Here is a 23,072-nt window from a genome sequence, read left to right as displayed (position 1 = left end):
CGTCGGACGCGCGACGCGAGACCCTCCCTCAGGACGGATCGAGGTCGGGCCAGGGCCGCCAGGCAAGGGCGTCGCGCCAGCCGGGCCGGTCGCGTGCCCAGTCGGCCAGCACCGCGGCCACCGGCTCCACGGCGAACGGGCTGCCGTCGCACGGGACATGGGCCTGGAAATGGCGGTCGGGGCCGCCGTCGCGGTACTCGATCTGGTAGCTCAGGTCGTCGTTCAGGGCGACCTGCATGTAGTGCTGGCCGGCCGGCTCACGGTCGAGGCGGGCCACGACCACGTGCCGGTGGGTCAGGTTCATGTCGGCGAGCAGATCGTGCAGTCGGTCGTCGGACGGGTCGTCCCACGCCGTCCCGTTCCACTCGGTCGCGCGCAAGGTAGGTGCTGTCACGGGCAGGAGCCTACGGGCCCGGCCGGACGGGGCACGGGGCACGGGGCACGGGGCACGGGGCACGGGCCACGGTTTTCGCGAGGAGTGCGCCGTTCTCGCGTTCACCCGTATTCACCCGGCCGTCACCGGGAGTTCGGCGCCGGGGTCGACGGTGAGCCCAGTTCGCCGTTCACGGTTCACGCGCCTCAGGAGGCCCCATGTCCCCGCTCGTTCCCGGCAAGCGCCGCGTCGTCCGCCGTTCCGTCGCCGCCGGGGTGCCCCTTGCCGTGCTGGCCGCGATCGCCGTGGCCGGGACCGCGACGGGTGCCGCGCCGGGCGGTTCCGGTGCGGCCGGGGTGACGGGGAGCGCGACGCTCGGCGACCTGCCGCTGGGGCGGTTCAGCAATGCCCTGCTGCCGGGCACGGTGGCCGACGACCGCGGCGTCGACCTGGGCGGCATCGGCTCCGACATCTACCCGGCGGGCCGCGAGGGCGAGTACTGGACGGTGACCGACCGCGGCCCGAACGGTCAGATCAAGGTGTCCGGGAGCAAGCGCCGCACCTTCCCCGTGCCCGGCTTCGACCCGGCGCTCGTGAAGATCCGCGTCACCGGCGACCGGGTGAAGGTGGTGCGGGCGATCCCGCTGACGACGTCGTCCGGCAGGCCCGTCACCGGCCTGCCGAACCAGGAGGCCCGGGACGAGAAGCCGTACTCGTACGACGCGTCGACCCCTCTCTCGTACGACCCGAACGGCCTGGACACCGAGGGTGTCGTGCGGGCGGCCGACGGATCGTTCTGGCTGGTCGACGAGTACGGCCCCTCGCTCGTGCACGTCTCCGCGCACGGGAAGGTGCTCGCGCGGCACGTGCCCAAGGGGCTCGTCCTGAAGGGCGCCGACTACCCGGTGGTCGAGTCGCTTCCGTCGGTCCTGCTGCACCGCAAGGTCAACCGGGGCTTCGAGGGACTGGCCCAACTGCCCGGCGGTGACCTGGTGTTGGCGGTGCAGAGCCCACTGTCGCTGCCGGACACCGACGCCGGGGAGGCGTCGCGGACCACGCGGCTGCTGCGGTTCTCGCCGAAGAAGCAGGCGGTCACGGCCGAGTACGCGTACCGCTTCGACGCGGTGGACGTCGTCGACCCGGGCGAGGACGACCCGTCCGAGCTGAAGATCTCCTCGGTCGTCGCGCTCGGCGGCGACCGGCTCCTCGTCGAGGAGCGCACCGACAAGGCGGCCCGCCTCCAGGAGGTGCGGCTCACGCACGGCGCGAACATTCTGGGCGAGCGGTGGGACGACGACGCGACGTCCCCGTCACTGGAGCAGCTCGACGACCCCGCGGCGTCGGGCGTGCCGATCCTCGCGAAGCGGCTCGTGGTGGACCTGAACACGGTCGACGGGGTGCAGGACAAGATCGAGGGCGTCGCCGTGGCCGGCCGCGACACGCTCGCGCTGATCAACGACAACGACTTCGGGATGACCGACGGCACGGGCGCGTTCGACGCGGACGGACGGCTCGTGGACAGCGGCATCGAGACGAAGGTGACGTACGTGCGGCTGCCGAAGGGCGCACTGTAGGGCCCGGCCTGTCACAGCGATTCCTCCAGGGGTCCTCGCCGCCTCAGGGCAGCAGGCTCTCCACGTCGCTGGGCAGCAGCCCGCTCGGAATCTCGCTCGGGAGCTTCGTCGGAATCTTCGACGGCAGGCCGCTCGGGAGTTCACTCGGCAGCTCGCTGGGGATCTCGCTCGGAATGCTCAACGACGGTTTCGGCGAACCGCTTTGACTGGTGTGACTGCTCTTGCCGGGCGACGGCTCGTCGTCGTCGCCCGACGAGCGGGTCATCACCAGGACCACCGCGCCGACGATCACCACGAGGGCGACGAGCACGGCGATGAGAAGGTACGGGCGCCTGCCGGGGCCCCGCGGGCCGTCCGGCGGCGGCGCCCCGAAGGACCCTCCGGGCGGGGGGCCGTACCCGCCGCCCGGAGGCGGCAGGTCACTGGGCGGCGGGGGCGGCTGCGGCGGAGGCGGAGGGACGGCCATCCCCCCAGGGTCCCCGCCGCCGCGTCAACACGCGACCCCTGGAGGGAAGTTGGCGCCGAACCGCCCCACCGGAAACCCTCCCGAGACACCGCCCCGCTACGTCAGCCGCGGGCGCCCAGCAGGTGGTCCATCGCCAGCTGGTCGAGGCGCTCGAACGCCATCCCGCGCTCGGCGGCGGCCGTCACGTCGAACTCCTCGAACGCGGCCTTGTCCGCGAGGAGCTCGGCCAGGCCCTCCGCCGCCGTCGGCTGCGCGAGCTGGTCGAGCCGCGACGCGCGCAGCGCCTCCTGCACCTCCGGGTCGGCTCGGAACGCGGCCGCGCGGTCCTTGAGGATCAGGTAGTTGCGCATGCAGCCGGCGGCCGACTCCCACACGCCGTCGAAGTTCTCGGTCCGCGGCGGCTTGAAGTCGAAGACCTTCGGGCCGCTGTAGCCGGCCGACTCCAGGAGGTCCACGAGCCAGAACGCGGCGCGCGTGTCGCCGACGCCGAAGCGCAGGTCCTGGTCGTACTTGATGCCGTTCTGGCCGTTGAGGTCGATGTGGTAGAGCTTGCCGGCCCACAGGGCCTGGGCGATGCCGTGCGGGAAGTTCAGGCCCGCCATCTGCTCGTGCCCCACCTCCGGGTTCACGCCGAACAGCTCGGGACGCTCCAGGCGCTCGATGAACGCCAGCGCGTGGCCGACGGTCGGCAGGAGGATGTCGCCGCGCGGCTCGTTCGGCTTCGGCTCGATCGCGAAGCGCAGGTCGTAGCCCTGTTCGGTGATGTACTCGCCGAGCAGGTCGAAGGCCTCCTTCATGCGGTCGAGCGCGTCGCGCACGTCCTTCGCACCACCGGACTCGGCGCCCTCGCGGCCACCCCAGGCGACATACGTCGTGGCGCCCAGCTCGACGGCGAGGTCGATGTTGCGGATGACCTTGCGGATCGCGTAGCGACGGATGTCACGGTCGTTGGCGGTGAAGGCGCCGTCCTTGAAGACCGGGTGCGTGAACAGGTTCGTGGTGGCCGCGGGCACCTTCATGCCCGTCGCGTCGAGCGCCTGCCGGAAGCGCTTGACGATCGCCTCGCGCTCGGTCTCGGAGGAGCCGAACGGGATCAGGTCGTCGTCGTGGAACGAGACGCCGTACGCGCCGAGCTCGGCCAGGCGCTGCACGGTCTCGACCGGGTCGAGCGCCGGGCGCGTGGCGTCACCGAACGGGTCGCGACCCTGCCAGCCGACCGTCCACAGGCCGAAGCTGAACTTGTCGTCGGGGGTGGGCTGATAGTTCATCTCGCGGCTCCCTCGCCGTCGCCGGGCACACAGCAGCATCGTGCGCCCGCCTATTTCGTCATGGCACTTTACAAATTAGTATGCGAGCACGCCGCTGGGAAGAGCCAGCCCCGGACCGCCGTGCGTACTCACGTACGCGGACTCGTTTTCTTTCGTACTCAGGAGAGCCGCATGTCAGCTGCCGATGGCGCCGAAGGGCCCCTTGTCGTCGGGATCGACAGTTCCACGCAGTCCACGAAGGCCCTGGTCGTGGACGCCGCAACGGGCGCCGTCGTGGCGAGCGGCCAGGCGCCGCACACGGTGACGTCGGGCGCGGGCCGCGAGAGTGACCCCGAGGAGTGGTACCGGGCGCTGCGCACGGCGCTCGCCGCCTGCGGTGACGCCGCCCGGCGCGCCTCCGCGGTGGCGGTGGGCGGCCAGCAGCACGGCCTGGTCACGCTGGACGCGCAGAGTCGCCCGGTCCGTCCGGCCCTCCTGTGGAACGACGTGCGCTCCGCTCCGCAGGCCCGCCGCCTGGTGGACGAACTGGGCGGCGCGAAGGCCTGGGCGGAGCGGTTCGGCAGCGTGCCGGGCGCCTCGTTCACCGTGTCGAAGTGGGCCTGGCTCGCCGAGCACGAGCCCGAGGCGGTGGCGGCGACGGCCGCGGTGCGCCTGCCCCACGACTACCTCACCGGCCGCCTCACGGGCGACGGCACCACGGACCGCGGCGACGCGTCCGGTACGGGATGGTGGGCGTCGGCGACCGAGGCGTACGACGAGGACGTGCTCGGCCGGGTGGGCCTGGACCCGAAGCTGCTCCCCCGGGTCGTCGGGCCGGGCGAGGTCGCGGGCACGGTCCATGCCGGGGGCGGTGAGCTCCCCTTCGCCAAGGGCACCCTGGTGGCCGCCGGGACGGGTGACAACGCGGCGGCCGCGCTCGGTCTCGGGCTGCTGCCGGGCACGCCCGTGCTCAGCCTCGGCACCTCCGGGACGGTGTACGCGGTGTCACGGCGCCGTCCCACGGACCCGAGCGGCACCGTCGCCGGGTTCGCGGACGCGCGCGGCGACTGGCTGCCGCTGGCCTGCACCCTGAACTGCACCCTCGCCGTCGACCGGCTCGCGGCCCTGCTCGGCCTGGACCGGGAGGCGGTCGAGGCCGGCGGCACCGCGACGGTCCTGCCCTACCTGGACGGCGAGCGCACCCCCGACCTGCCGAACGCGTCCGGCCTGGTCACCGGCCTGCGGCACGACACCACGGGCGGCCAGCTGCTCCAGGCCGCGTACGACGGGGCGGTGCACGCACTGCTCGGCGCGCTCGACCGGGTCCTGGAGAACGACGCCGCCGACGCCGACCCGACCGCTCCCCTGCTGCTCATCGGCGGAGGCGCGCGCGGCCACGCGTGGCAGCAGACGGTGCGCCGCCTCTCGGGCCGCCCCGTGCAGGTGCCCGAGGCCCGCGAACTGGTGGCACTCGGCGCCGCCGCCCAGGCCGCGGGCCTGCTCACCGGCGAGGACCCGGCGGCCGTCGCCCGCCGCTGGAACACGGCGCGCGGCCCCGTGCTCGACGCCGTGGAGCGCGACGAAGCGACCCTCGAGCGCATCTCGGGGGTCCTCTCGGGAGCCGCGCCGCTCCTGGAGGAGGCGTGAGGGACGCGGGCCGGGGCGCCCCGGCCGAAGCTCACCCCGCGCACCCTGGGACCATGTCGCCATGACCGCTCCAGTGCACCGGCCCCGGGAGGGCACGCCCGACACCCAGCACGGCATGCGCCGCCGGAACCTGTCCCGTGTGCTCCACGCGGTCGCCGCCGAGGGTCCGCTGTCGCGGGCCGCGGTGGCACAGCACATCGGACTGACCCGGGCCGCCGTCTCCACGCTGGTCGACGAGCTGATCCGGGCCGGGCTCCTGGAGGAGCTCGGCCCGCAGCGACCCGGCGGTGTCGGCCGCCCCGGCTCGGCGCTCGCGGTCAGCGGCCGGGGCCCGGCGGGGCTCGGCGCCGAGGTGGGCGTCGACCATCTCGCGGTGTGCGCGGTGGACCTGAGCGGCACCGTGCGGGCGCGCGCGGAGCGCCGGGTGAGCAACCGGGGCCGCGCGCCGGGTCCGGTACTGCGTGAACTCGCCGCGCTGGTACGGGACGTGAGCACGCGGGCCGAGGCAGAAGGGCTGCGCCCGGCCGGTCTCGCAGTCGCAGTGCCCGGCCTCGTCGCGCGGGACACCCACACCGTCGTACGGGCTCCGAACCTGGACTGGCACGACACGGACGTCGCCGCGCTGCTCCCTGTCGACATGCCGCTCACGGTCGACAACGAGGCCAACTTCGGCGCGCTCGCCGAGCTGTGGCTGGCCGCGGAGGCCCCCGCGGACTTCCTGCACGTGTCGGCCGAGATCGGCATCGGCGCGGCCCTCGTCGTGGACGGTCAACTCCTGCGCGGCACACGGGGGTTCGCGGGCGAACTGGGCCATGTCCCGGTGCGGCCCGAGGGCCCGGCGTGCCCGTGCGGCGGGCGCGGCTGCCTGGAGCAGTACGCGGGCGAGGAGGCGGTGCTGCGCGCGGCGGGGGTCGAGCCGGGCCCCGACCGCGTGTCGCTGCTCGCCGAGCGGGCCGCCGCCGGCGACGCCGCCACCCGTCGGGCACTGCGTGGCGCTGGCGCCGCCCTCGGCATCGCGCTGACCGGCGCGGTGAACCTCCTCGACCCGCGCGCGGTGGTGCTCGGCGGTGCGCTGGCCCGGCTCGCGCCGTGGCTTCTGCCCGCTCTGGAGCGTGAGTTGACGCGCCGCACGGCGACACCGGCCGACGGCGTCGTCGTGTCGGGGCTCGCGTCGCACGGCCCGCTGCTCGGCGCGGCGCACTCGGTGGTGCGCGGCGTCCTCGACGATCCCCTCGGCGCGGTCTGAACAACTCGGCGCGACACAGGCCTCGTTGACCCGGCGGACGCCAGTGGTTCGGACCTCTGACGTGCAGTTGTGCACATTCTGCGCGTTCTCCACAGGCACGGCCGCGCCCTCTTCCGCCCGTGCCCGAGGGCCCCGTACCGTACTTCACGCGAGACCCCGGAACCGGTTCCCCCCACCGTCCCCTCCTTACGAGCCAGCCAGCCGAAAGGCAGGATCGTCATGGACCGAGCAAGACATCTTCCCGGCCGTCCGAGCCGGCGCCGCCTGCTCCAGGCCGGGGCCGCCGCCGCGGTGCCGGCCGCGCTGCTGCCCGCGGGCCGCGCCGGCGCGCAGGCGCTCGCGGTCGACTATCCGCCCGCCGAGTCCGTCCCCGCCAGCACCTCCAACTACACGGTGTCCAGCCGCCCTTCGTCGTATCCGATCGACTACGTGATCATCCACGTCACGCAGGAGACGTACGCCAACACGCTCGCCATCTTCCAGAACCCGGACAAGAAGGTCTCCGCGCACTACGTGGTCCGCTCCGCCGACGGGCACGTCGTGCAGCTGGTGCGGGAGAAGAACATCGCCTGGCACGCGGGGAATTGGGACTACAACACGCGCAGCATCGGCATCGAGCACGAAGGGTGGATCGACCAGCCCTCCTACTTCACCGACGCGATGTACGAGCAGTCGGCGGCGCTCACCGCGTCCATCTGCGCCCGCCACGGCATCCCGATGGACCGCGAGCACATCATCGGCCACGTCGAGGTGCCCGGCACCGACCACACCGACCCGGGCCCGAACTGGGACTGGACGCGCTACATCCGCATGGTCAACTTCGCCTGACCACCACCGCGACCCGCCCGTGTGCGGCATGTGCCATCTCGGGCCCGTGCCGCCGGGCTCCTTGTCGGCCCGCGCCCCGGGAGCGACGATGGCACCACCGTCGTCGGGGGACCGTGCAGGGAGGCCGAGTTGACCGATCCGTGGGTCGCCCTGGAGCCGGGTGCCGATCCGTCCGAGCGCGTGCGGGCCGTGCGCCGCGCCCATGACCGGTTCACCGCGGCGGGCACGGTCGCCCGTCCGGTGCGTCCGGTGGTGGCGGCGTCGTGGCGCCGCTCGGCGGGCGCGCACGTCAGCCCGGACGCGTCGGCCGCGGTGGAGCTGACCGACGGCGACCTCGGGGCGTACCGCGCGGAGCACCCGCTGACCCGGGTGATGCCGCTGTTCCGCGAACTGATGGGCACGTTCGCGACGGACGGCGAGCATCTCCTCGCGGTCTGCGACGCGCAGGGCAGGCTCCTGTACGTGGAGGGGCACGCGGGGACGCGGCAGCGGGCGGGCCGGATGAACTTCGTGCCGGGGGCCCGCTGGTCGGAGTCGGCGATGGGGACGAACGCGCCGGGTACGGCCGTCGCGGTGGACCGTCCGGTGCAGGTGTTCGCGGCCGAGCACTTCATCCGGGAGGTGCAGCCCTGGACGTGTGCCGCGGCCCCGGTGCACGACCCGCACTCGGGCCGGCTGCTCGGCGCGGTCGACATCACCGGCGGCGACCGGCTCGCGCATCCGCACAGCCTGGCGTTCGTGCAGGCGGTGGCCCGCGCGGCCGAGTCCCAACTCGCCCTGCTCGCCCCGCGGTCGACGGCCGAGGCGGGCCTGCGCCTGAACGTCCTCGGCCGCGACGAGGCCCTCCTGCTCACCCCCTCCGGCCACAAACTCCGCCTCAGCCGCCGCCACAGCGAACTCCTCGTCCTCCTGTCCCGCCACCCCGAGGGCCTGACCGGCGACGAACTCCTCTGCTTCCTGTACGAGGACGAGTCCGTGACACCGGTGACCCTCCGGGCCGAACTGGCGCGCCTGCGCCGGGTGCTGGGCCCCGACGTCCTGACGTCGCGCCCCTACCGTCTCGCGCAGCCGGTCGACTCGGACCTGGCCACGGTCGAGCGGCGCCTGGCCTCCGGGGCGGTGACGGCGGCGGCGTCCGCGTACACCGGGCCGCTGCTGCCCGCGTCGCAGGCCCCGGCGGTCGCCCGTGTACGACGCAGGATCGCCGACGAGCTCCGCGCGGCGCTGATCGCCCGCGGCGACCCCGACCTGCTCGCCGACTGGGCGCACGCCCCGTGGGGCGAGGACGACCTGGACGTATGGCAGGCGCTCGCCGCGGTCCGCCCGACGGCGCCGGTCCTGGCCCGCCTCGCGGCCATCGACGAGGAACAGGGCGCCCCGTCCCCGTACGCAACGTAGCTGCAACGTCGCGCTTCCTAGCCTCCTCGCGAAAGCTGCCCAACGGCGGACAGCACGCACAGGAGGCCCCTCACCATGACCCGTTACGCAGCGCCCGGCACGCAGGGCTCCGTCGTCTCCTACCAGGCCCGCTACGACCACTACATCGGCGGCGCGTACGTGCCGCCCGCCCGTGGCCAGTACTTCGAGAACCCCAGCCCGGTCAACGGGCAGCCGTTCACCGAGATCGCGCGGGGCACGGCCGAGGACGTGGAGCGCGCGCTGGACGCGGCGCACGCGGCGGCGCCCGCCTGGGGCCGCACCTCCCCCGGTTCCCGCGGCGACATCCTCCTCAAGATCGCCGACCGCATGGAGCAGAACCTCGAACTGCTCGCCGTCGCCGAGAGCTGGGAGAACGGCAAACCGGTCCGGGAGACCCTCGCCGCCGACATCCCCCTCGCCATCGACCACTTCCGCTACTTCGCGGGCGCGATCCGGGCGCAGGAGGGCAGCCTCTCCGAGATCGACGACGACACCGTCGCGTACCACTTCCACGAGCCGCTGGGTGTGGTCGCGCAGATCATCCCGTGGAACTTCCCGATCCTGATGGCGACGTGGAAGCTCGCCCCGGCCCTCGCGGCCGGCAACGCGGTGGTCATCAAGCCGGCCGAGCAGACCCCGGCGTCGATCCACGTCTGGATGGACCTGATCAAGGACCTCATCCCGCCGGGCGTGGTCAACATCGTCAACGGCTTCGGTGTGGAGGCGGGCAAGCCCCTCGCCTCCTCGTCCCGCGTCGCGAAGGTCGCCTTCACCGGCGAGACGACGACAGGCCGGCTGATCATGCAGTACGCCTCGGAGAACATCAAGCCGGTCACCCTCGAACTCGGCGGCAAGAGCCCGAACATCTTCTTCGACGACGTCTGGGCGAAGGACGACGACTTCCGCGACAAGGCCCTCGAGGGCTTCACCATGTTCGCCCTCAACCAGGGCGAGGTCTGCACCTGCCCCTCCCGCGCGCTGATCCAGCAGGGCCACTACAGCGAGTTCCTCGACGCGGCGATCGCCCGCACCGAGGCCATCAAGCCCGGCCACCCCCTGGACACCGACACGATGATCGGCGCCCAGGCCTCCAACGACCAGCTCCAGAAAATCCTCTCGTACCTGGACATCGGCCAGCAGGAGGGCGCGAAGGTGCTCACGGGCGGCCAACGCATCGAGTACGACGGTGAGTTGGCGGGCGGCTACTACGTCCAGCCCACCATCTTCGAAGGCTCCAACCGCATGCGCATCTTCCAGGAGGAGATCTTCGGCCCCGTCGTCTCGGTCGCCTCCTTCGCCGACTACGACGACGCCATCAAGATCGCCAACGACACGCTGTACGGCCTCGGCGCGGGCGTGTGGACCCGCGACATCAACACGGCGTACCGGGCGGGCCGTTCCATCCAGGCGGGCCGCGTCTGGACGAACTGCTATCACGCGTATCCGGCGCACGCGGCGTTCGGCGGGTACAAGCAGTCGGGGATCGGGCGCGAGAACCACAAGATGATGCTGGACCACTACCAGCAGACGAAGAACCTGCTCGTGTCGTACTCGGCGCAGAAGCTGGGCTTCTTCTAGGCCACGGGTGAAGGCGCCTGACCCGTACGTTCGCCCGTCAGGCGCCTTCCCTCACTGGAGCATCAGGCCGCGACGAGCTCCTGCTCGCGGTCCGGCGTCGTGACGCCGGGCCTCTTGTTCGGCAGCGAGAGCCGGAAGACCTTGTGCCACGCGGAGAACACCTGCTTGGGCAGCGGCCCGGTGACGTACTCCAGCTCGTACTTCTCGAACAGCGCGCGCACCTTCACCGCGACCTCGGCGTACCGGTTGCTCGGCAGGTCCGGGAACAGGTGGTGCTCGATCTGGTGCGACAGGTTGCCGGTCATGAAGTGCATGGCCCTGCTGCCGCTGATGTTCGCCGAGCCCATCATCTGGCGCAGGTACCACTGGCCGCGCGTCTCGCCGTTGATCGACCGGCGCTCGAAGACCTGCACGCCCTCGGGGAAGTGCCCGCACATGATCACCGAGTGGGTCCAGATGTTGCGGACCAGGTTCGCGGTGAACGTGGCGGCGAGCGTGGGGAGGAACGACGGGCCCGAAAGCAGCGGGTGGATCACGTAGTCCTTGAGCACCTGCTTGCGGATCTTGCGGCCGACGGCCCTGGCCCGCGCGCGGAACTCCGGGTTCTTGCGGCGGCGCTTGTGCAGGTTCTTGCCGAGCTCCAGGTCGTACGCCGCGATGCCGTACTCGAAGAAGCAGGCGTTGAGGAAGTTCCACAGGGGCTGGCCGAGGTGGAACGGGTGCCACTTCTGGTCCTCGTCAACGCGCATGATGCCGTAGCCGAGGTCGTTGTCCTTGCCGATCACGTTGGTGTACGTGTGGTGCAGCTCGTTGTGCGAGTGCTTCCACTGGTCGGCCGGCGAGACGTGGTCCCACTCCCAGGTGGTGGAGTGGATCTTCGGGTCCCGCATCCAGTCCCACTGGCCGTGCAGGATGTTGTGGCCGATCTCCATGTTGTCCATGATCTTCGCCACGGACAGGCCGGCGGTGCCGAGCAGCCAGGCGGGCGGGAAGATCGAGAACAGTAGTACGCCCCTGCTGACCAGCTCGAGCTTGCGCTGCGCCGAGATGACCTTGCGGATGTAGGCGGCGTCTTTCTCGCCGCGGCCGGCGATCACCTCGTCGCGGATCGCGTCGAGTTCGCGGCCGAGCTCCTCGATCTGCTGCGCGCTCAGGTGGGCGGTGGGGTCAATGGCGGTCAAGATGCTCCTACCGTTCGATGTCGCAGGGGCCCGCCGCGGCGGACACGCAGGTCTGGATGAGGACGCCCGGCTCGGCCTCGGTGATCTCGCCGGTGCGCAGGTCGCGGACGGCGCCCGCCTTGAGCGGCGTGACGCAGCCGAAGCAGATGCCCATGCGGCAGCCGGACGGCATGAGCACGCCGGCCTCCTCGCCGATGTCGAGGAGCGGCGTGGCGCCGTCCGCGTCGACGGTCTTGCCGGTGCCGCTGAAGGTGACCTCGCCCCCGTCGCCGGCGACGACGACGCTCGGGCGGAAGCGTTCGGTGTGCAGGCGCTCTTCGATGCCGTGCTCGGCCCAGTGCTTCTCGGCGGCGTCGAGCAGACCCGCGGGCCCGCAGGCCCATGTCTCGCGCTCGGCCCAGTCGGGCACGAGCTCGTCGAGACGGGCGATGTCGAGCAGGCCGTCCGTGGCGGTGTGCACCTCGGTGAGCCGCAGCTTCTTGTCGGCGGCCAGGCCGTGGAGTTCGTCGCGGAAGATCACGTCCTGCGGCCGAGGCGCGCAGTGGATCATGACGACGTCGTCGAACACGTTGTCGCGCAGCATGCCCATCACGGGCGTGATGCCGCTGCCGGCCGTCAGGTAGAGCACCTTGGCCGGCCTGGCCTGCGGCAGCACGAAGTCGCCGGTCGGCTGATCCAGGTGGATCAGCGTGCCCGGTTTCGCCCTGCGGACCAGGTGATTGCTGACCTTGCCGCCCGGGATCGCCTTGACGGTGATCGTGACGCGACCGTCCTGGCGGTGCGTCGGCGAGGTGAGGGAGTAGGCACGCCACAGGCGCACCCCGTCGACGTCGACCCCGATCCGCAGGTACTGACCGGCCGTGTGGCCGCGCCAGCCCCGTCCCGGCCTGATCACGAGGGTCGCGGCGTCACCCGTCTCCGGGTGCACGGCCTCGATGCGCCCCCGCAGGTCGGCGCCCGCACGCAGCGGGCTGACCAGATCGAGGTAGTCCGACGGCAACAGCGGTGTCGTGACCATCTCCAGCAGTTTCCACGCCCTGCTGCGGAGGGCTGTACTCGTCATGGCTCCAGCCTGCTGCGCCTCAAGGCGTAAAGTCCTGACCGCAGGACGTAAATCCGGTCGGCACAATTGTTCGCAGGGAACAAAAACGTGAGTCATGCAATCCGGAGGGCCAGCGAACTGGCCCTGGACGAGACGACGGTCACCGCGCTTCGGGCCGCACTGACGACCACCGCTGACGAGGTCGTCCAAGCGATCATCGACGAGGTCCCTCCCTACGCCAACGCCCTGACGGGCCACATGGGCGCCACCATCCGCCGAGCCGTCCGCACCGCCCTGGGGCACTACCTGGATCTCGCGAGCGGGAACGTCACGGGCGGCGACGGCGGCGACGCGGCCTACGAGCTGGGCCGCGGCGAGGTGCGCGACGGCCGTTCGATGGACGCCCTGCTCAGCGCCTACCGCGTCGGCGCCCGCGTGGCCTGGCGATGCCTTGCGGCGGGTGCCGTACCCGCGGGTCTGCCCGCCGCCGAGGTCGCCAAGTTCGCCGAGCTGACCTTCGCCTACATCGACGAGCTCTCCGCCGCGAGCGCCGCGGGCCATGCCGACGAGCTGGCCGCCCGGGGCAGGGCCCACGAGCTCCACCTGGAACACCTGGCCCGCGAACTCCTCGCCGGCGCGAGCCCGGATGTACTGCTGGCCTCCGCGCAACGGGCCGGGTGGCAGCCTCCGGTTTCCCTGACCGCGGTCCTGCTGCCCGCCGCACAGGCCCGGCCTGCCTACCGCGCGCTCGACCCGGGCACCCTCGTGCTCGACGATCTGCCGGACGCCACCGGTGTGCTGCTCGTCCCGGACGCCGACCGATCACGTCTCTTGCGGCAGCTGACCGACCGCACCGCCGTGGTCGGCCCGGCCAGGCCCTGGGCACGTGCGGCCGCCTCGTACGCACGCGCCGCACGCGCGCGCTCCCTCTCCTCCGACATCCGCGACACCGAAGACCATCTGCCCGAGCTGGTGCTGAGCGCCGACGGGGAGGCGCTCGCAGATCTGCGTACGCGGGCCCTGGCACCCTTGCGGACCTTGCCTGTGGCGACCGCCCGGCGGCTGGAGGAGACGTTGCGGGCCTGGTTGCTGCACCAGGGCAGGCGGGACGAGGTGGCGGCGGCGCTGTTCGTCCATCCCCAGACGGTCCGGTACCGGATGGCACAGCTGCGGGAGCTGTTTCCGGATCTCTCATCGCCCCATCGGGTCCTGGAACTGACGCTGGCGGTCGGTCTTCGGGCCGGCTGACGCGTACGCGGGACCGGCCACGACCGCTTACCCGGCCTTTCAGTCGTGCGGGACCACCGCCACCGGGCAGGCCGCATGGTGGATCGCCCTGTGGGCGACGGGGCCGGTGCGCGGGCCGACATGGGGTTCGAGGTGGCGGCGCCGGCCGACGACCACGAGGGCCGCACCGGTGGCGGCCGCCAGGAGCGGCGCCGGGGCCCGCCCCTCGACGACGGTGCGTGCCACCTCGACGCCGGGATACTTGTCCCGCCAGATCCGCAGCACCGCCTCTTGGAAGCCGTCCCATTCGCGGGCCCGCAACGGGCCTTTGGCCAGGGCGACTTCGCCGGGGCCGACGCTCAGGAAGTTCGGGTCGTGCCAGGCGGACACCACGTGCAGGCGGGCGCCCCGCAGTCGCGCCGCCTCGAAGGCGAAGTCGATGACGTCGTCGCACGGGTCGTCGAGGTCGAGGCCGAGCACGACGTCGCCGCCCTCGTCGGCGGGCACATCCGACCCCCAGATGATCCTCCGGCTCGGACACGCGGTCCAGGGCGCGCCCGCGCCTCGACGCCCGGCCCTCGACGTGCTGCTCACGCGGCCCGAGGGCGAGGCCCGATGACCGTCCTGCGCACCTTCGGCTGGGCCGCGGGCGTCACCGCGGCGGTGCTCGTCGCCACCCTGGTCGTCTGGGGGCCGGGGGCGCTGGCCTCGGTCGCGGTCCTCGGTGTGCTCGAGGTGTCGCTGTCGTTCGACAACGCCGTGATCAACGCCACCGTGCTGCGCCGGATGGGCGCCTTCTGGCAGCGGATGTTCCTGACGGTGGGCATCCTGATCGCCGTCTTCGGGATGCGTCTGTTCCTCCCGCTCCTGGTGGTGTCGGCGGCCGCCCGTCTCGGTCCGGGCTCCGTCCTCGACATGGCGGTCCGGGATCCGGACAGGTACGCCGAGCACCTCGACCGGGCTCATCCGGCGATCGCCGCGTTCGGCGGCATGTTCCTGCTGATGATTGCCGCCGATTTCCTGCTCACCGAGCGGGACATCCGGTGGCTGGCTCCCCTCGAACGCGCCCTGGCACGGGCGGGGCGGCTCGACCGGGCGGCGGTGCTGTTCGCCCTCGGCGTTCTGCTCGTCTCGGCGGTGACACTGGCGCAGCCGGAGGCCCTGACCACGACACTGGTCGCCGGGCTTCTGGGGCTGCTCACCTATCTGCTGGTCGGCGGCCTGTCCCAGCACTTCGAGCAGCAAGGGCGCACGAGCGACGGCACAACGGCCGTGGGCGCTGTGGGCAGAGCCGCGTTCTTCCTCTTCCTCTATCTCGAAGTGCTGGACGCCTCCTTCTCGTTCGACGGTGTGGTGGGCGCGTTCGCCATCAGCCGGAACATCTTCCAGATCGCGCTCGGTCTCGGCATCGGCGCGATGTTCATCCGCTCCCTGACCGTGCACCTCGTGCGCAGGGGCACCCTGGACAACTACGTCTGCCTGGAGCACGGGGCGCATTACGCGATCGGCGCCCTCGCCGTCATCCTCTTCCTGACGCTGCGCTACGACGTTGCCCAGGCGGTCACGAGCGGCGTCGGCGTGGCCCTCATCACGGCCGCGTTCCTCTCGTCGCTCGTGCGCAATCGCCGGGGCCCATGAAGGGCACGCCCCTCGCGGGCCGGCCCCTCTGCCCCCGGCAGAATCCCGGCCGGGCCGGGCCCGACGATCACTACAGTCGCGTCGCATGACCACGACGACCCCCAAGACAACGATCACGACCACGATCACGACGCGTACCGTCACCTATTCCGCCGACGGTCTGACGATGCGCGGGCACCTCGCCCTCCCGGCCGGGAGCGACCGTCGGCCCGCGGTGCTGATCGGCCCGGAGGGCATGGGGCTCAGCGATGTCGAGCGCCGCAGGGCGGACGCTCTGGCCGAGTTGGGGTATGTGGCGCTGGCTTTCGATCTGCACGGCGGGCGCTATCTGGGTGAGCCGGACGAGATGCTGGCCCGCTGCCTGCCGCTGCTCGCCGATCCCGACCGGCTGAGGGACATCGGCCGTGCGGCGCTCGACGTGCTGCGCGCCGAACCGCGGACCGACCCCGACCGGATCGCCGCCGTCGGCTACGGCACCGGGGGCGCCGTCGGACTCGAACTCGGGCGCGACGGCGTCGGCCTGCGCGCGATCGGGACGGTCAACGCGCTGACCACGGGCCGCCCGGGCGAGGCCGCGCGCATCCGCTGCCCCGTGTGGGCCGGGGTCGGGTCGGAGGACCCGATCATGCCGCCCGCGCAACGGGAGGCGTTCATCGCCGAGATGCAGGCCGCGGGCGTCGACTGGCGCCTCACCGTCTACGGCGGCGCGCTGCACGCCTTCCACCATCCGCCGGTCGACCACCCCACGGTCCCGGGCGTCGGCCACCACCCGCGGCACGCACGGCGGGCCTGGCGCGACGTCGTCGACCTGCTCGCCGAGAACCTGGAGGGATGAGGCCTGGTGGGATCAGGCCTGGTGGGATGAGGTAGGAAGGCATCCGTGACCGAACCGCCCCGGACCGCCACCCAGTACGCGTTCCTCGCCCTCGCCCCGCCCGACGACGCCAAGGACGAGCTGGCGCACGCGCTGCGCCCGGCCTACGCCGACTGCCCTGACCTGCGCTGGAACCGGATCGAGGACTGGCACATCACCCTCGCCTTCCTGGGCGAGCTGCCGGTGCGGACCGTCCAGGGACTCCGAGCCCCTCTCGCCGACCTGACGGCGGCCCGCCCCTCGTTCGACCTGGCCCTGGTCGGCGGCGGGCACTTCGACGAGCGCGTGCTGTGGAGCGGTGTCGAGGGCGATCTCGACCAGCTGCACGCGCTGGCCGATGCGGTGCGCGCACGGGTGAGGGAGTGCGGTGTCGGCTTCCCCGAACGGCCGCTGCGTCCCCATCTCACGCTGGCCCGCGCGCGCCGCTCCGACCACGGGTCCGTGACGTCGGCGGCCGCCCGCCTCGACGGCTTCACCGGGCGTACGTGGCGGACGGAACGGCTGCATCTGGTGGGCAGCACGGTGCGCGGCCACTCGGGCCCGCGGCGCTATCAGGACGTCGACGCATGGGCCCTGGCCAACTCGGGGGCCCGCCAAGGCCTTTGACCCTCCGGGGCCCGTTTGTTGGTTAGGGTGACAAGGAGGGACGATCCCGACACCGGTGGGGTCGGACGCGACGGGGGGAACGGCGTTGGACGGCCTGCGTGAAGCGGAACGGGACGTGCCCGCACGGTCGGCCGTCCCGGTGCTGGCCCCCTTGCTGCGCGTCCCGCTCGGGCTCGTCGCCGGGTTCGCCGCGGTGGTCGTCGTCCTGGTCGGGGCCATGTACGCGGGGCACACCCAACCCGGCGCGGTGGACCGGTGGTTCGTGCTGCCGACGGACGACAGCGTGCGCGGCGCGTGGCGCGGCGTCGCGCTGGCGATCGACTTCTGGGGCGAGCCAGCGGGCTCGGCGCTCCTGATCACGGCGGGCGTGGCGGGGTGTCTCCTGCGGCGCCGGCCGCGCGCGGCGGCGTTGCTCGTCGCCGGCGCCGCTGTCGCCGTGGTCGCGACGACGCTGCTCAAGTACGTGGTGGGGCGCACCATCCACGGCCCGGACAACCTGTCCTACCCGAGCGGGCACACGGCCTTCGCGACCGCGCTCGCCGTCGTGGTGGCGTTGATCGTGAGCGGGTGGCGCGGCCTCGGGCGGACGGCGGGCACCGTGCTGGTGCTCGCCGTCGCGCTGGCGGCCGGCGCCGCCATGGGGTGGGCGCAGGTGTCGCTGGGCGCGCACTATCCGACCGATGTGCTCGCCGGCTGGTGCACGGCGCTCGCGGTGGTCCCGGCGACCGCGTGGTGCGTCGACCGGGTGGCCGACTCCGGCCGCCGGGGGCGCCGTTGACCTCAGGCGAGGCGGCGGAAGACCGGCTTCACCGGGCGGCCGCCCTGCCAGGGTGACGGGTCGGCGGCGTCCAGCGCCTTGCGGTACACGGCGCACGCCTGGGCCACGACGTCGACGGTGCGGTCGATGTCGGCCTCGGTGAGGGCGCTGCTCACCACGAACGACGGGGCGAGGACGCCGCCCGCCAGGAGCCGGCGCAGGAACAGAGTGCGGTACTCCTGCGAGGGGCGGCCGTGCTCGTCGAGGGTGGCGAAGACCAGGTTGCTGGCCCGGCCCCGGACGAGGACGTGCTCGCCGACGCCCATGCTCGCCGCGACGTCGCGGACCCCGGTGGCCAACCGCTCGCCCAGGTCGTGCAGTTGAGCGCTGATGCCCTCCTCCACGTAGGTGGTCTGCACGGCCATCGCGGCCGCCAGGGAGTGGGTCTCGGCGCCGTGGGTCGTCGACAGCAGGAACACCCGCTCGCGGGAGTCGCGCAGTCCGCCCCGCTCCATCAGTTCGCGGCGCCCGGCCAGGGCCGAGACCGCGAACCCGTTGCCCAGCGCCTTGCCGAACGTGGACAGGTCGGGGGCGACGCCGTACATCCCCTGGGCGCCCGCCTCGGACCAGCGGAAGCCGGTGATCATCTCGTCGAAGACCAGGAGGCAACCGTGCCGGTGCGCGAGGTCACGCAGGCCCTCCAGGTAACCGGGGGGCGGCTCGGCCTGGCCGGCCGGTTCGAGGATCAGGCAGGCCACCTCGTTCTCGTACCGGGTGAGAAGTTCCTCCGTGGCCGCAAGGTCCCCGTACGGGAACGAGACGGTCAGTTCGGTGGTCGAAGCGGGTATGCCCGCGGACATCGGGGTCGTGCCGATGAACCAGTCGTCGGTGGAGAAGAACGGGTGGTCGCCGCAGAGGGCGACCCTGCTGCGTCCCGTGACGGCGCGGGCCAGGCGGACCGCCGCGGTGGTGACGTCGGAGCCGTTCTTCGCGAACTTCACCATGTCGGCGGTCGGCACGGTGGCGAGGAAGCGCTCCGCCGCGTCGACCTCGATGATCGACGGGCGGGCGAAGTTGCTGCCCCGGTCGAGTTCGCGGCGCACCGCCTCGGTCACGCGCGGGTGGGCGTGGCCGAGGCTGACGGACCGAAGGCCCGAGCCGTATTCGAGGTAGCGGTTGCCGTCGATGTCCCACACATGGGCGCCGCGGCCGTGGCTGATCACCGGCGCCAGGTTCTCCGGGTACTGGTCGTCGCCCTTGGCGTACGTGTGCGCACCGCCGGGGACCAGGGCGTGCAGGCGCTCGTTCGCCGCTCGCGACAGGGGGAGGTCGAACTCCTCGGTGTCGATGCCCATGTCACGCCTCCTTCTGCTTCAGGACCTGGGCGAGGCTCGGCGCCTCCCGGTCGCGTGCGGACATCAGGGTGGCCGGCAGCGGCCACGGAACGGCGAGTTCCGGGTCGTCGAAGGCGATCGTGACGTCCTCGGCGGGATCGTGCGGGCGGTCGATCCGGTACGAGGTGTCGGCGGTCGGGGTCAGCGCCTGGAAGCCGTGCGCGCAGCCCGCGGGGATGTACACGGTCGCCTGCGTCTCGCCGGACAGCTCGAAGTGGGCCTGCTTCAGGTAGGTCGGCGAGTCGGGCCGCAGGTCCACGACGACGTCGAAGACCTTCCCGTACGAGCACCGCACCAGCTTGGCCTCACCGGCGCCGGAGCGCAGGTGCAGGCCGCGGATCACGCCACGGACCGAGCGGGAGATGCTGTCCTGGACGAAGGCGTGCGGGTCGAGGCCGACCGAGCGGATCACGTCGGCGTCGAAGGTGCGGCTGAAGAAGCCGCGCTCGTCGGCGTGCGGCGTCGGTTCGAAGAGGAACGCGCCCGCGATCTCGGGGACTTCGGTCGCTTTCATGGGGCCTCTCACAGGGCAGGGGCGGGCAGGGAGTGGGTCGCGGGGAACAGGGCCGCGCTCAACGCGGCGAGCTGGGCGGCGAGTTGGCGGCTGACGACCTGGTTGCGCTCGGCGAGCGTGGCGCGCAGTTCCGCCGAGTGCCGTTCCAACTCCCGGAATTGCACGAGGAGTCGGTCGGCGTCGACCTCGCGGGCCGGGTGGACGTACGCGCCGAGACCCATCAGGTCCAGGAGCGCGTCGCTCTTGTCGGCGTAGCTGAGCGCGAGGGTCGGGGTGCCGGTCTTCAGGGCGCAGATCAGGTTGTGGTAGCGGGTGGCGACGACGCTGTCGGCGGCCGCGGTCTCCTTCATCAGGTCGGCGAGCGAGGCCGTCTCGGCGGCGGTGACCAGCGGGGAGTCCACCGCGTCGAGGATGGCCGTCACCACGTGCCCGTCGCACGCGTCGCCGGTGAGCAGCCGCACCGGCCTGCCGTCCTCGACGAGGGCGCGGACGAACCGGGTGACCCCGTCGAGGTAGCGGCGGTGGATCTGCTCGGCGCGGGCCCGGTCGTCGTCGCTGCCGTGGAAGTCCATGACGCCGACGCAGACCGTGCCCGTGGGCGGGCCCGCGGGCGGGGCCGGGAGGGCGAACGCGAGGTCGGGGTGGACCGCGTCGCCGGTGGTGTCCACGCCCATCTCCCGCAGCGCGTCCCGGGACCGGGCGTCCCGGTAGGAGCGGTAGGCGGCGAGCCGTGCCGAGCGGCGGATCAGGGCGCGGGTCAGCCGGTTGCCGATCGGGCCCGCGCCGACCCCGGCCAGCGCGACCTTGGTGCCGAAGAGCCGCCCGCTCGCGCAGAGCAGGAACAGCGCGTACGGGAAGCCCCAGGGCCGCAGGGGCAGGGTGGCCTCCAGGACGCCCATGCCCGGCACGATCACGACGTCGTGCCGGCGCACCCAGGCGGCGGTGCGGAACGCGTCGACGGCCTTGCCGAGGCCCTTCGCGGCGACCGCGCCCGCGCGGGACGCGGTGCGGTACTCGGCGCGGTTCCAGTGCAGCCGTGTCGCGGGGATCCCGTAGCGGGCGGCGACCCTCTCCGGTCCGCCGCACAAAGCGTCCACGACGGCGTCCGGGTGCGCGCTGCGCAGGTGGCCGAGGACGGCCTCCAGCGAGCCGTCGTTGCCGAGGTTGCCGGAGCCGAGGAGCCCGAACACCCCGATCCGTGGCGCGGAGTTCATGCCCGGCGCCCCTCACGGCCGGCGACCAGGGCGTCCACGGAGACGGTGAGCTGGGCGGGGTCGACCGGGGCGCGGTCCTCGACCCGCTCCCCCGCGCCGGGCCGGGTGCGGCTGGCCATCCACGCGGCGAGGTGGCGGAAGCAGGCACGCCGGTCCGCCGCGGTCAGCGGGGCCCGCCGGATCGCCGAGGCGAAGCCCCACACGTACTCGGCGAGCAGCCGGGGCGTGGGGTGCAGCGCGCCCGCCCGGCGCGGGTCCAGGTTGACGCAGCGGGACCGCTTGGACGGGTTCGCGCGCTCGGCGCGGGTGGGGTGGTCGCGGCGGAAGTACAGCAGCTCGGGCACCTGGTGGAACGGCCCGTTGAGGACGATCTCGGCGACGAAGGTGCGGTCCGCGTGGTGGTAGCTGTCGTGCGGCTTCACGCGGCGCAGCATGTCGGCGCGCATCACGCCGTAGAAGTCGTCGCCGCCGGGCGCGAACAGGAAGCTGCGGAACCGCTCCGGGGCGCTCGGCCCGTCGGTGGCGATCCCGTACTCGTAGGGGACGGTGACCTGGCCCTGGCCGTCGATGACCGCCTGGCCGGAGTGGGCGAGGACGACGTCGGGGCGTTCGTCGAGCGCATCGACGCAGCGTTGCAGCAGGTCGCGGGCGTAGAGGTCGTCGTGCGACGCCCACTTGAACAGTTCGCCGCGGCACTGGGTGAAGACGTAGTTGTGGTTCGGGGCGGCGCCGATGTTGCGGGGCAGCTTCAGGTAGCGGATGCGCGAGTCGATGGCCGCGTACTTGCGGCAGATCTCCTCGGTCCGGTCCGTCGAGGCGTTGTCGGTGATGACCAGCTCGAAGTCCTCGTAGGTCTGGCCGAGCAGGGCGTCGAGCGATTCGGCCAGGTACTCCTCGCCGTTGTAGACGGGCAGCCCGATGCTCAGTCGAGGATGGGGGGTCATGGCGTCCTCATTTCACGGATGGGGGGTTGGTGGTGCTCGCGCAGGGCGGATCGCAGATGCAGCCACCACACGGCCGAGCTGGCGAGGGTCGCGCCGGCGACGCCCCAGGCCGAGCCGACCGTGCCGGCCGCTGCCGCTCCGCCGAGTCCACCGATGACGTACAAGGTGGAGGCGACCAGCTGGCTGCGCAGACTGCGCGGGGCCGCGGCGAGGGCGCGCAGGCCCGCCGCCGCTCCGGTCCCCAGGCCCGCGCCGGCGACACCGAGGGTGACCGGCACGATGAGCTGCGCGGCGGAGCTCCACACACCGCCGAGCACGAACCCGCCGAGCCGGTCCGGCATCAGGAGCAGCGCCGAGCCCCACAGGAGCGCGGCGACGGCCTGTCCGGCGCCGAGCATGAGGCAGAAGCGGCCGAGGCGGCGCGGGGCCTCGCGCACCACCCGGGCGGCCTCCGCCACGGTGACCAGGGAGAGGCCCATCAGCACGGCCATGAACGGGCCGAGCAGGAGTTCGGCGCCGCGGACGACGCCGACCGCGCTGACCCCGACGATCGCGCCGAGTCCGTAGGCGCGCAGCTGGCTCGCGCCGCTGACGCCCACGTTCTCGACGAGGTAGCGGTAGCCGAGGTCGTGGTGGTCGCGCAGCCAGCCGCGGGCGCCTGCCGTCCGGGGCCGGATCCCGGACTGGAAGCAGCCGTACACGGCGGCCACCGCGGCGGACCCGCCCCAGGCGAGCACGAACGCGGCGACCCCGCCGACGTGGGCGGCCACCACCATGGCGGGGACGAGCGCGACGCCCCACACCAGGTCGTTCAGGAACGCCTTGCGGCCGGTGCCGGCGGCGAAGAAGGCGTAGCGCCACGCGTCCTGGAGCAGCAGTCCGGGAAGCATGACGCCGAGTCCCGCGAACGCGGGCCCCACGTCGCCGCCGACGGCCAGGCCGACCGCCAGGCAGCCGGCGCCGACGCCGGTGCCGACGCTCAGCGCGGTCCCCGCCGACCGGGCCACCGCCCCGCGCCAGGCCGTGTCGGCGACGCCGCTGAAGCGGACCACGAGCGGGTCGGTGGCGAGGCCCCGCGAGACGCTGAGGACCACGCCGTAGGTGACCCAGGCCAGGCTGAACACGCCGAACGCCTTCAGCCCGAGCGAGCGGGCCACGTAGATGCCCACCGCGAAGTTGGAGATGCTGGAGGCCGCCTGGTCGGCGAGTCCCCAGGAGAGCCGGCCGACGACGGCCCGCGTGGCGGTCCGCCGGGCGGGTCCGGCCGCCGCCGTCATCTTCTCCCCCTCGGTGGTCATCGGTC

The 23,072-nt window shown here is 72.8% G+C and carries 22 protein-coding genes; 11 read left to right on the top strand and 11 right to left on the bottom strand.

Annotated elements, in window-relative coordinates; genetic code table 11:
• Window positions 1-28: 28 nt before the first annotated feature.
• On the bottom strand, window positions 29-394 hold the full coding sequence (locus tag AB0L37_RS11570) for a hypothetical protein (RefSeq protein WP_365502999.1): 366 nt from the start codon (window positions 392-394) through the stop codon (window positions 29-31).
• A gap of 197 nt (window positions 395-591) precedes the next feature.
• Here AB0L37_RS11570 and AB0L37_RS11565 point away from each other — a divergent pair, with 197 nt between their 5' ends.
• Window positions 592-1,947, top strand: a complete 1,356-nt coding sequence (locus AB0L37_RS11565; RefSeq protein WP_365502996.1) for an esterase-like activity of phytase family protein — start codon at window positions 592-594, stop codon at window positions 1,945-1,947.
• Between the two features lie 43 nt (window positions 1,948-1,990).
• Here AB0L37_RS11565 and AB0L37_RS11560 read toward each other — a convergent pair whose 3' ends face one another.
• Window positions 1,991-2,257, bottom strand: a complete 267-nt coding sequence (locus tag AB0L37_RS11560; RefSeq protein ID WP_365502993.1) for a hypothetical protein — start codon at window positions 2,255-2,257, stop codon at window positions 1,991-1,993.
• 257 nt (window positions 2,258-2,514) lie between these two features.
• Window positions 2,515-3,681, bottom strand: coding sequence for a xylose isomerase (gene xylA / locus AB0L37_RS11555; RefSeq protein ID WP_365502990.1), 1,167 nt, complete (start codon window positions 3,679-3,681; stop codon window positions 2,515-2,517).
• 171 nt (window positions 3,682-3,852) lie between these two features.
• On the opposite strand from xylA, the gene xylB reads away from it, so the two are divergent.
• The 5 genes from xylB (at window position 3,853) to AB0L37_RS11530 (ending at window position 10,378) form a co-directional block, all read left to right on the top strand.
• Complete coding sequence (xylB, locus tag AB0L37_RS11550; protein ID WP_365502987.1) at window positions 3,853-5,307, top strand: xylulokinase; 1,455 nt, start codon at window positions 3,853-3,855, stop codon at window positions 5,305-5,307.
• Window positions 5,308-5,368: 61 nt separating this feature from the next.
• Complete coding sequence (locus AB0L37_RS11545; RefSeq protein ID WP_365502985.1) at window positions 5,369-6,553, top strand: ROK family transcriptional regulator; 1,185 nt, start codon at window positions 5,369-5,371, stop codon at window positions 6,551-6,553.
• A gap of 219 nt (window positions 6,554-6,772) precedes the next feature.
• Window positions 6,773-7,381: a peptidoglycan recognition family protein gene (locus tag AB0L37_RS11540; protein WP_365502982.1), complete on the top strand. Its 609-nt coding sequence runs from the start codon at window positions 6,773-6,775 to the stop codon at window positions 7,379-7,381.
• Between the two features lie 129 nt (window positions 7,382-7,510).
• Window positions 7,511-8,779, top strand: a complete 1,269-nt coding sequence (locus AB0L37_RS11535; RefSeq protein WP_365502979.1) for a GAF domain-containing protein — start codon at window positions 7,511-7,513, stop codon at window positions 8,777-8,779.
• A 75-nt stretch (window positions 8,780-8,854) separates the two neighbouring features.
• Complete coding sequence (locus AB0L37_RS11530) at window positions 8,855-10,378, top strand: aldehyde dehydrogenase family protein (protein ID WP_365502976.1); 1,524 nt, start codon at window positions 8,855-8,857, stop codon at window positions 10,376-10,378.
• Between the two features lie 62 nt (window positions 10,379-10,440).
• Here AB0L37_RS11530 and AB0L37_RS11525 read toward each other — a convergent pair whose 3' ends face one another.
• Both AB0L37_RS11525 and AB0L37_RS11520 read right to left on the bottom strand, forming a co-directional pair.
• A complete protein-coding gene (locus AB0L37_RS11525; protein WP_365502973.1) occupies window positions 10,441-11,559 on the bottom strand; it encodes an acyl-CoA desaturase in 1,119 nt (372 codons plus the stop codon).
• A gap of 7 nt (window positions 11,560-11,566) precedes the next feature.
• Window positions 11,567-12,577, bottom strand: a complete 1,011-nt coding sequence (locus AB0L37_RS11520; protein ID WP_365503624.1) for a ferredoxin reductase — start codon at window positions 12,575-12,577, stop codon at window positions 11,567-11,569.
• Between the two features lie 132 nt (window positions 12,578-12,709).
• On the opposite strand from AB0L37_RS11520, the gene AB0L37_RS11515 reads away from it, so the two are divergent.
• On the top strand, window positions 12,710-13,849 hold the full coding sequence (locus tag AB0L37_RS11515) for a helix-turn-helix domain-containing protein (RefSeq protein WP_365502970.1): 1,140 nt from the start codon (window positions 12,710-12,712) through the stop codon (window positions 13,847-13,849).
• Window positions 13,850-13,888: 39 nt separating this feature from the next.
• Here the strand turns inward: AB0L37_RS11515 and AB0L37_RS11510 are convergent, their stop codons facing one another.
• Window positions 13,889-14,335: a universal stress protein gene (locus tag AB0L37_RS11510; RefSeq protein ID WP_365502967.1), complete on the bottom strand. Its 447-nt coding sequence runs from the start codon at window positions 14,333-14,335 to the stop codon at window positions 13,889-13,891.
• 108 nt (window positions 14,336-14,443) lie between these two features.
• Between AB0L37_RS11510 and AB0L37_RS11505 the strand changes: the two genes are divergently transcribed.
• The 4 genes from AB0L37_RS11505 (at window position 14,444) to AB0L37_RS11490 (ending at window position 17,724) form a co-directional block, all read left to right on the top strand.
• On the top strand, window positions 14,444-15,466 hold the full coding sequence (locus tag AB0L37_RS11505; RefSeq protein ID WP_365502964.1) for a DUF475 domain-containing protein: 1,023 nt from the start codon (window positions 14,444-14,446) through the stop codon (window positions 15,464-15,466).
• Between the two features lie 85 nt (window positions 15,467-15,551).
• Window positions 15,552-16,301: a dienelactone hydrolase family protein gene (locus AB0L37_RS11500; protein ID WP_365502961.1), complete on the top strand. Its 750-nt coding sequence runs from the start codon at window positions 15,552-15,554 to the stop codon at window positions 16,299-16,301.
• Window positions 16,302-16,346: 45 nt separating this feature from the next.
• A complete protein-coding gene (gene thpR, locus AB0L37_RS11495) occupies window positions 16,347-16,946 on the top strand; it encodes an RNA 2',3'-cyclic phosphodiesterase (RefSeq protein ID WP_365502958.1) in 600 nt (199 codons plus the stop codon).
• 115 nt (window positions 16,947-17,061) lie between these two features.
• Complete coding sequence (locus AB0L37_RS11490; protein WP_365502955.1) at window positions 17,062-17,724, top strand: phosphatase PAP2 family protein; 663 nt, start codon at window positions 17,062-17,064, stop codon at window positions 17,722-17,724.
• Between the two features lie 2 nt (window positions 17,725-17,726).
• On the opposite strand, the gene AB0L37_RS11485 is transcribed toward AB0L37_RS11490, so the two are convergent.
• From AB0L37_RS11485 to AB0L37_RS11465, 5 genes are read right to left on the bottom strand one after another with little or no spacing between them, the layout of a single operon-like run.
• Window positions 17,727-19,052: a glutamate-1-semialdehyde 2,1-aminomutase gene (locus AB0L37_RS11485; RefSeq protein WP_365503622.1), complete on the bottom strand. Its 1,326-nt coding sequence runs from the start codon at window positions 19,050-19,052 to the stop codon at window positions 17,727-17,729.
• Window positions 19,053-19,059: 7 nt separating this feature from the next.
• On the bottom strand, window positions 19,060-19,611 hold the full coding sequence (gene rfbC, locus AB0L37_RS11480) for a dTDP-4-dehydrorhamnose 3,5-epimerase (protein WP_365502952.1): 552 nt from the start codon (window positions 19,609-19,611) through the stop codon (window positions 19,060-19,062).
• 8 nt (window positions 19,612-19,619) lie between these two features.
• On the bottom strand, window positions 19,620-20,825 hold the full coding sequence (locus tag AB0L37_RS11475) for a polysaccharide pyruvyl transferase family protein (protein WP_365502949.1): 1,206 nt from the start codon (window positions 20,823-20,825) through the stop codon (window positions 19,620-19,622).
• Entirely contained in the window at window positions 20,822-21,769 is a 948-nt protein-coding gene (locus AB0L37_RS11470) for a glycosyltransferase family 2 protein (protein ID WP_365502946.1), read from the bottom strand. Before AB0L37_RS11470 ends, AB0L37_RS11475 begins: the two co-directional genes overlap by 4 nt.
• Window positions 21,766-23,067 (bottom strand): hypothetical protein, encoded by a 1,302-nt coding sequence (locus AB0L37_RS11465; RefSeq protein WP_365502943.1) that lies wholly within the window; start codon window positions 23,065-23,067, stop codon window positions 21,766-21,768. Before AB0L37_RS11465 ends, AB0L37_RS11470 begins: the two co-directional genes overlap by 4 nt.
• Between the last annotated feature and the right edge of the window lie 5 nt (window positions 23,068-23,072).

This window comes from Streptomyces sp. NPDC052225 (genome assembly GCF_040679615.1).
Lineage (GTDB): Bacteria > Actinomycetota > Actinomycetes > Streptomycetales > Streptomycetaceae > Streptomyces.
This window is presented reverse-complemented; position numbering and strand designations above follow the sequence as displayed.

Coding starts and splice junctions, on each gene's coding strand:
- AB0L37_RS11530 (WP_365502976.1), top strand. CDS start 8,855: ATGACCCGTTACGCAGCGCCCGGCACGCAGGGCTCCGTCGTCTCCTAC.
- AB0L37_RS11465 (WP_365502943.1), bottom strand. CDS start 23,067: ATGACCACCGAGGGGGAGAAGATGACGGCGGCGGCCGGACCCGCCCGG.
- rfbC (WP_365502952.1), bottom strand. CDS start 19,611: ATGAAAGCGACCGAAGTCCCCGAGATCGCGGGCGCGTTCCTCTTCGAA.
- AB0L37_RS11475 (WP_365502949.1), bottom strand. CDS start 20,825: ATGAACTCCGCGCCACGGATCGGGGTGTTCGGGCTCCTCGGCTCCGGC.
- AB0L37_RS11545 (WP_365502985.1), top strand. CDS start 5,369: ATGACCGCTCCAGTGCACCGGCCCCGGGAGGGCACGCCCGACACCCAG.
- AB0L37_RS11565 (WP_365502996.1), top strand. CDS start 592: ATGTCCCCGCTCGTTCCCGGCAAGCGCCGCGTCGTCCGCCGTTCCGTC.
- xylB (WP_365502987.1), top strand. CDS start 3,853: ATGTCAGCTGCCGATGGCGCCGAAGGGCCCCTTGTCGTCGGGATCGAC.
- xylA (WP_365502990.1), bottom strand. CDS start 3,681: ATGAACTATCAGCCCACCCCCGACGACAAGTTCAGCTTCGGCCTGTGG.
- AB0L37_RS11505 (WP_365502964.1), top strand. CDS start 14,444: ATGACCGTCCTGCGCACCTTCGGCTGGGCCGCGGGCGTCACCGCGGCG.
- AB0L37_RS11500 (WP_365502961.1), top strand. CDS start 15,552: ATGACCACGACGACCCCCAAGACAACGATCACGACCACGATCACGACG.
- AB0L37_RS11540 (WP_365502982.1), top strand. CDS start 6,773: ATGGACCGAGCAAGACATCTTCCCGGCCGTCCGAGCCGGCGCCGCCTG.
- AB0L37_RS11520 (WP_365503624.1), bottom strand. CDS start 12,577: ATGGTCACGACACCGCTGTTGCCGTCGGACTACCTCGATCTGGTCAGC.
- AB0L37_RS11470 (WP_365502946.1), bottom strand. CDS start 21,769: ATGACCCCCCATCCTCGACTGAGCATCGGGCTGCCCGTCTACAACGGC.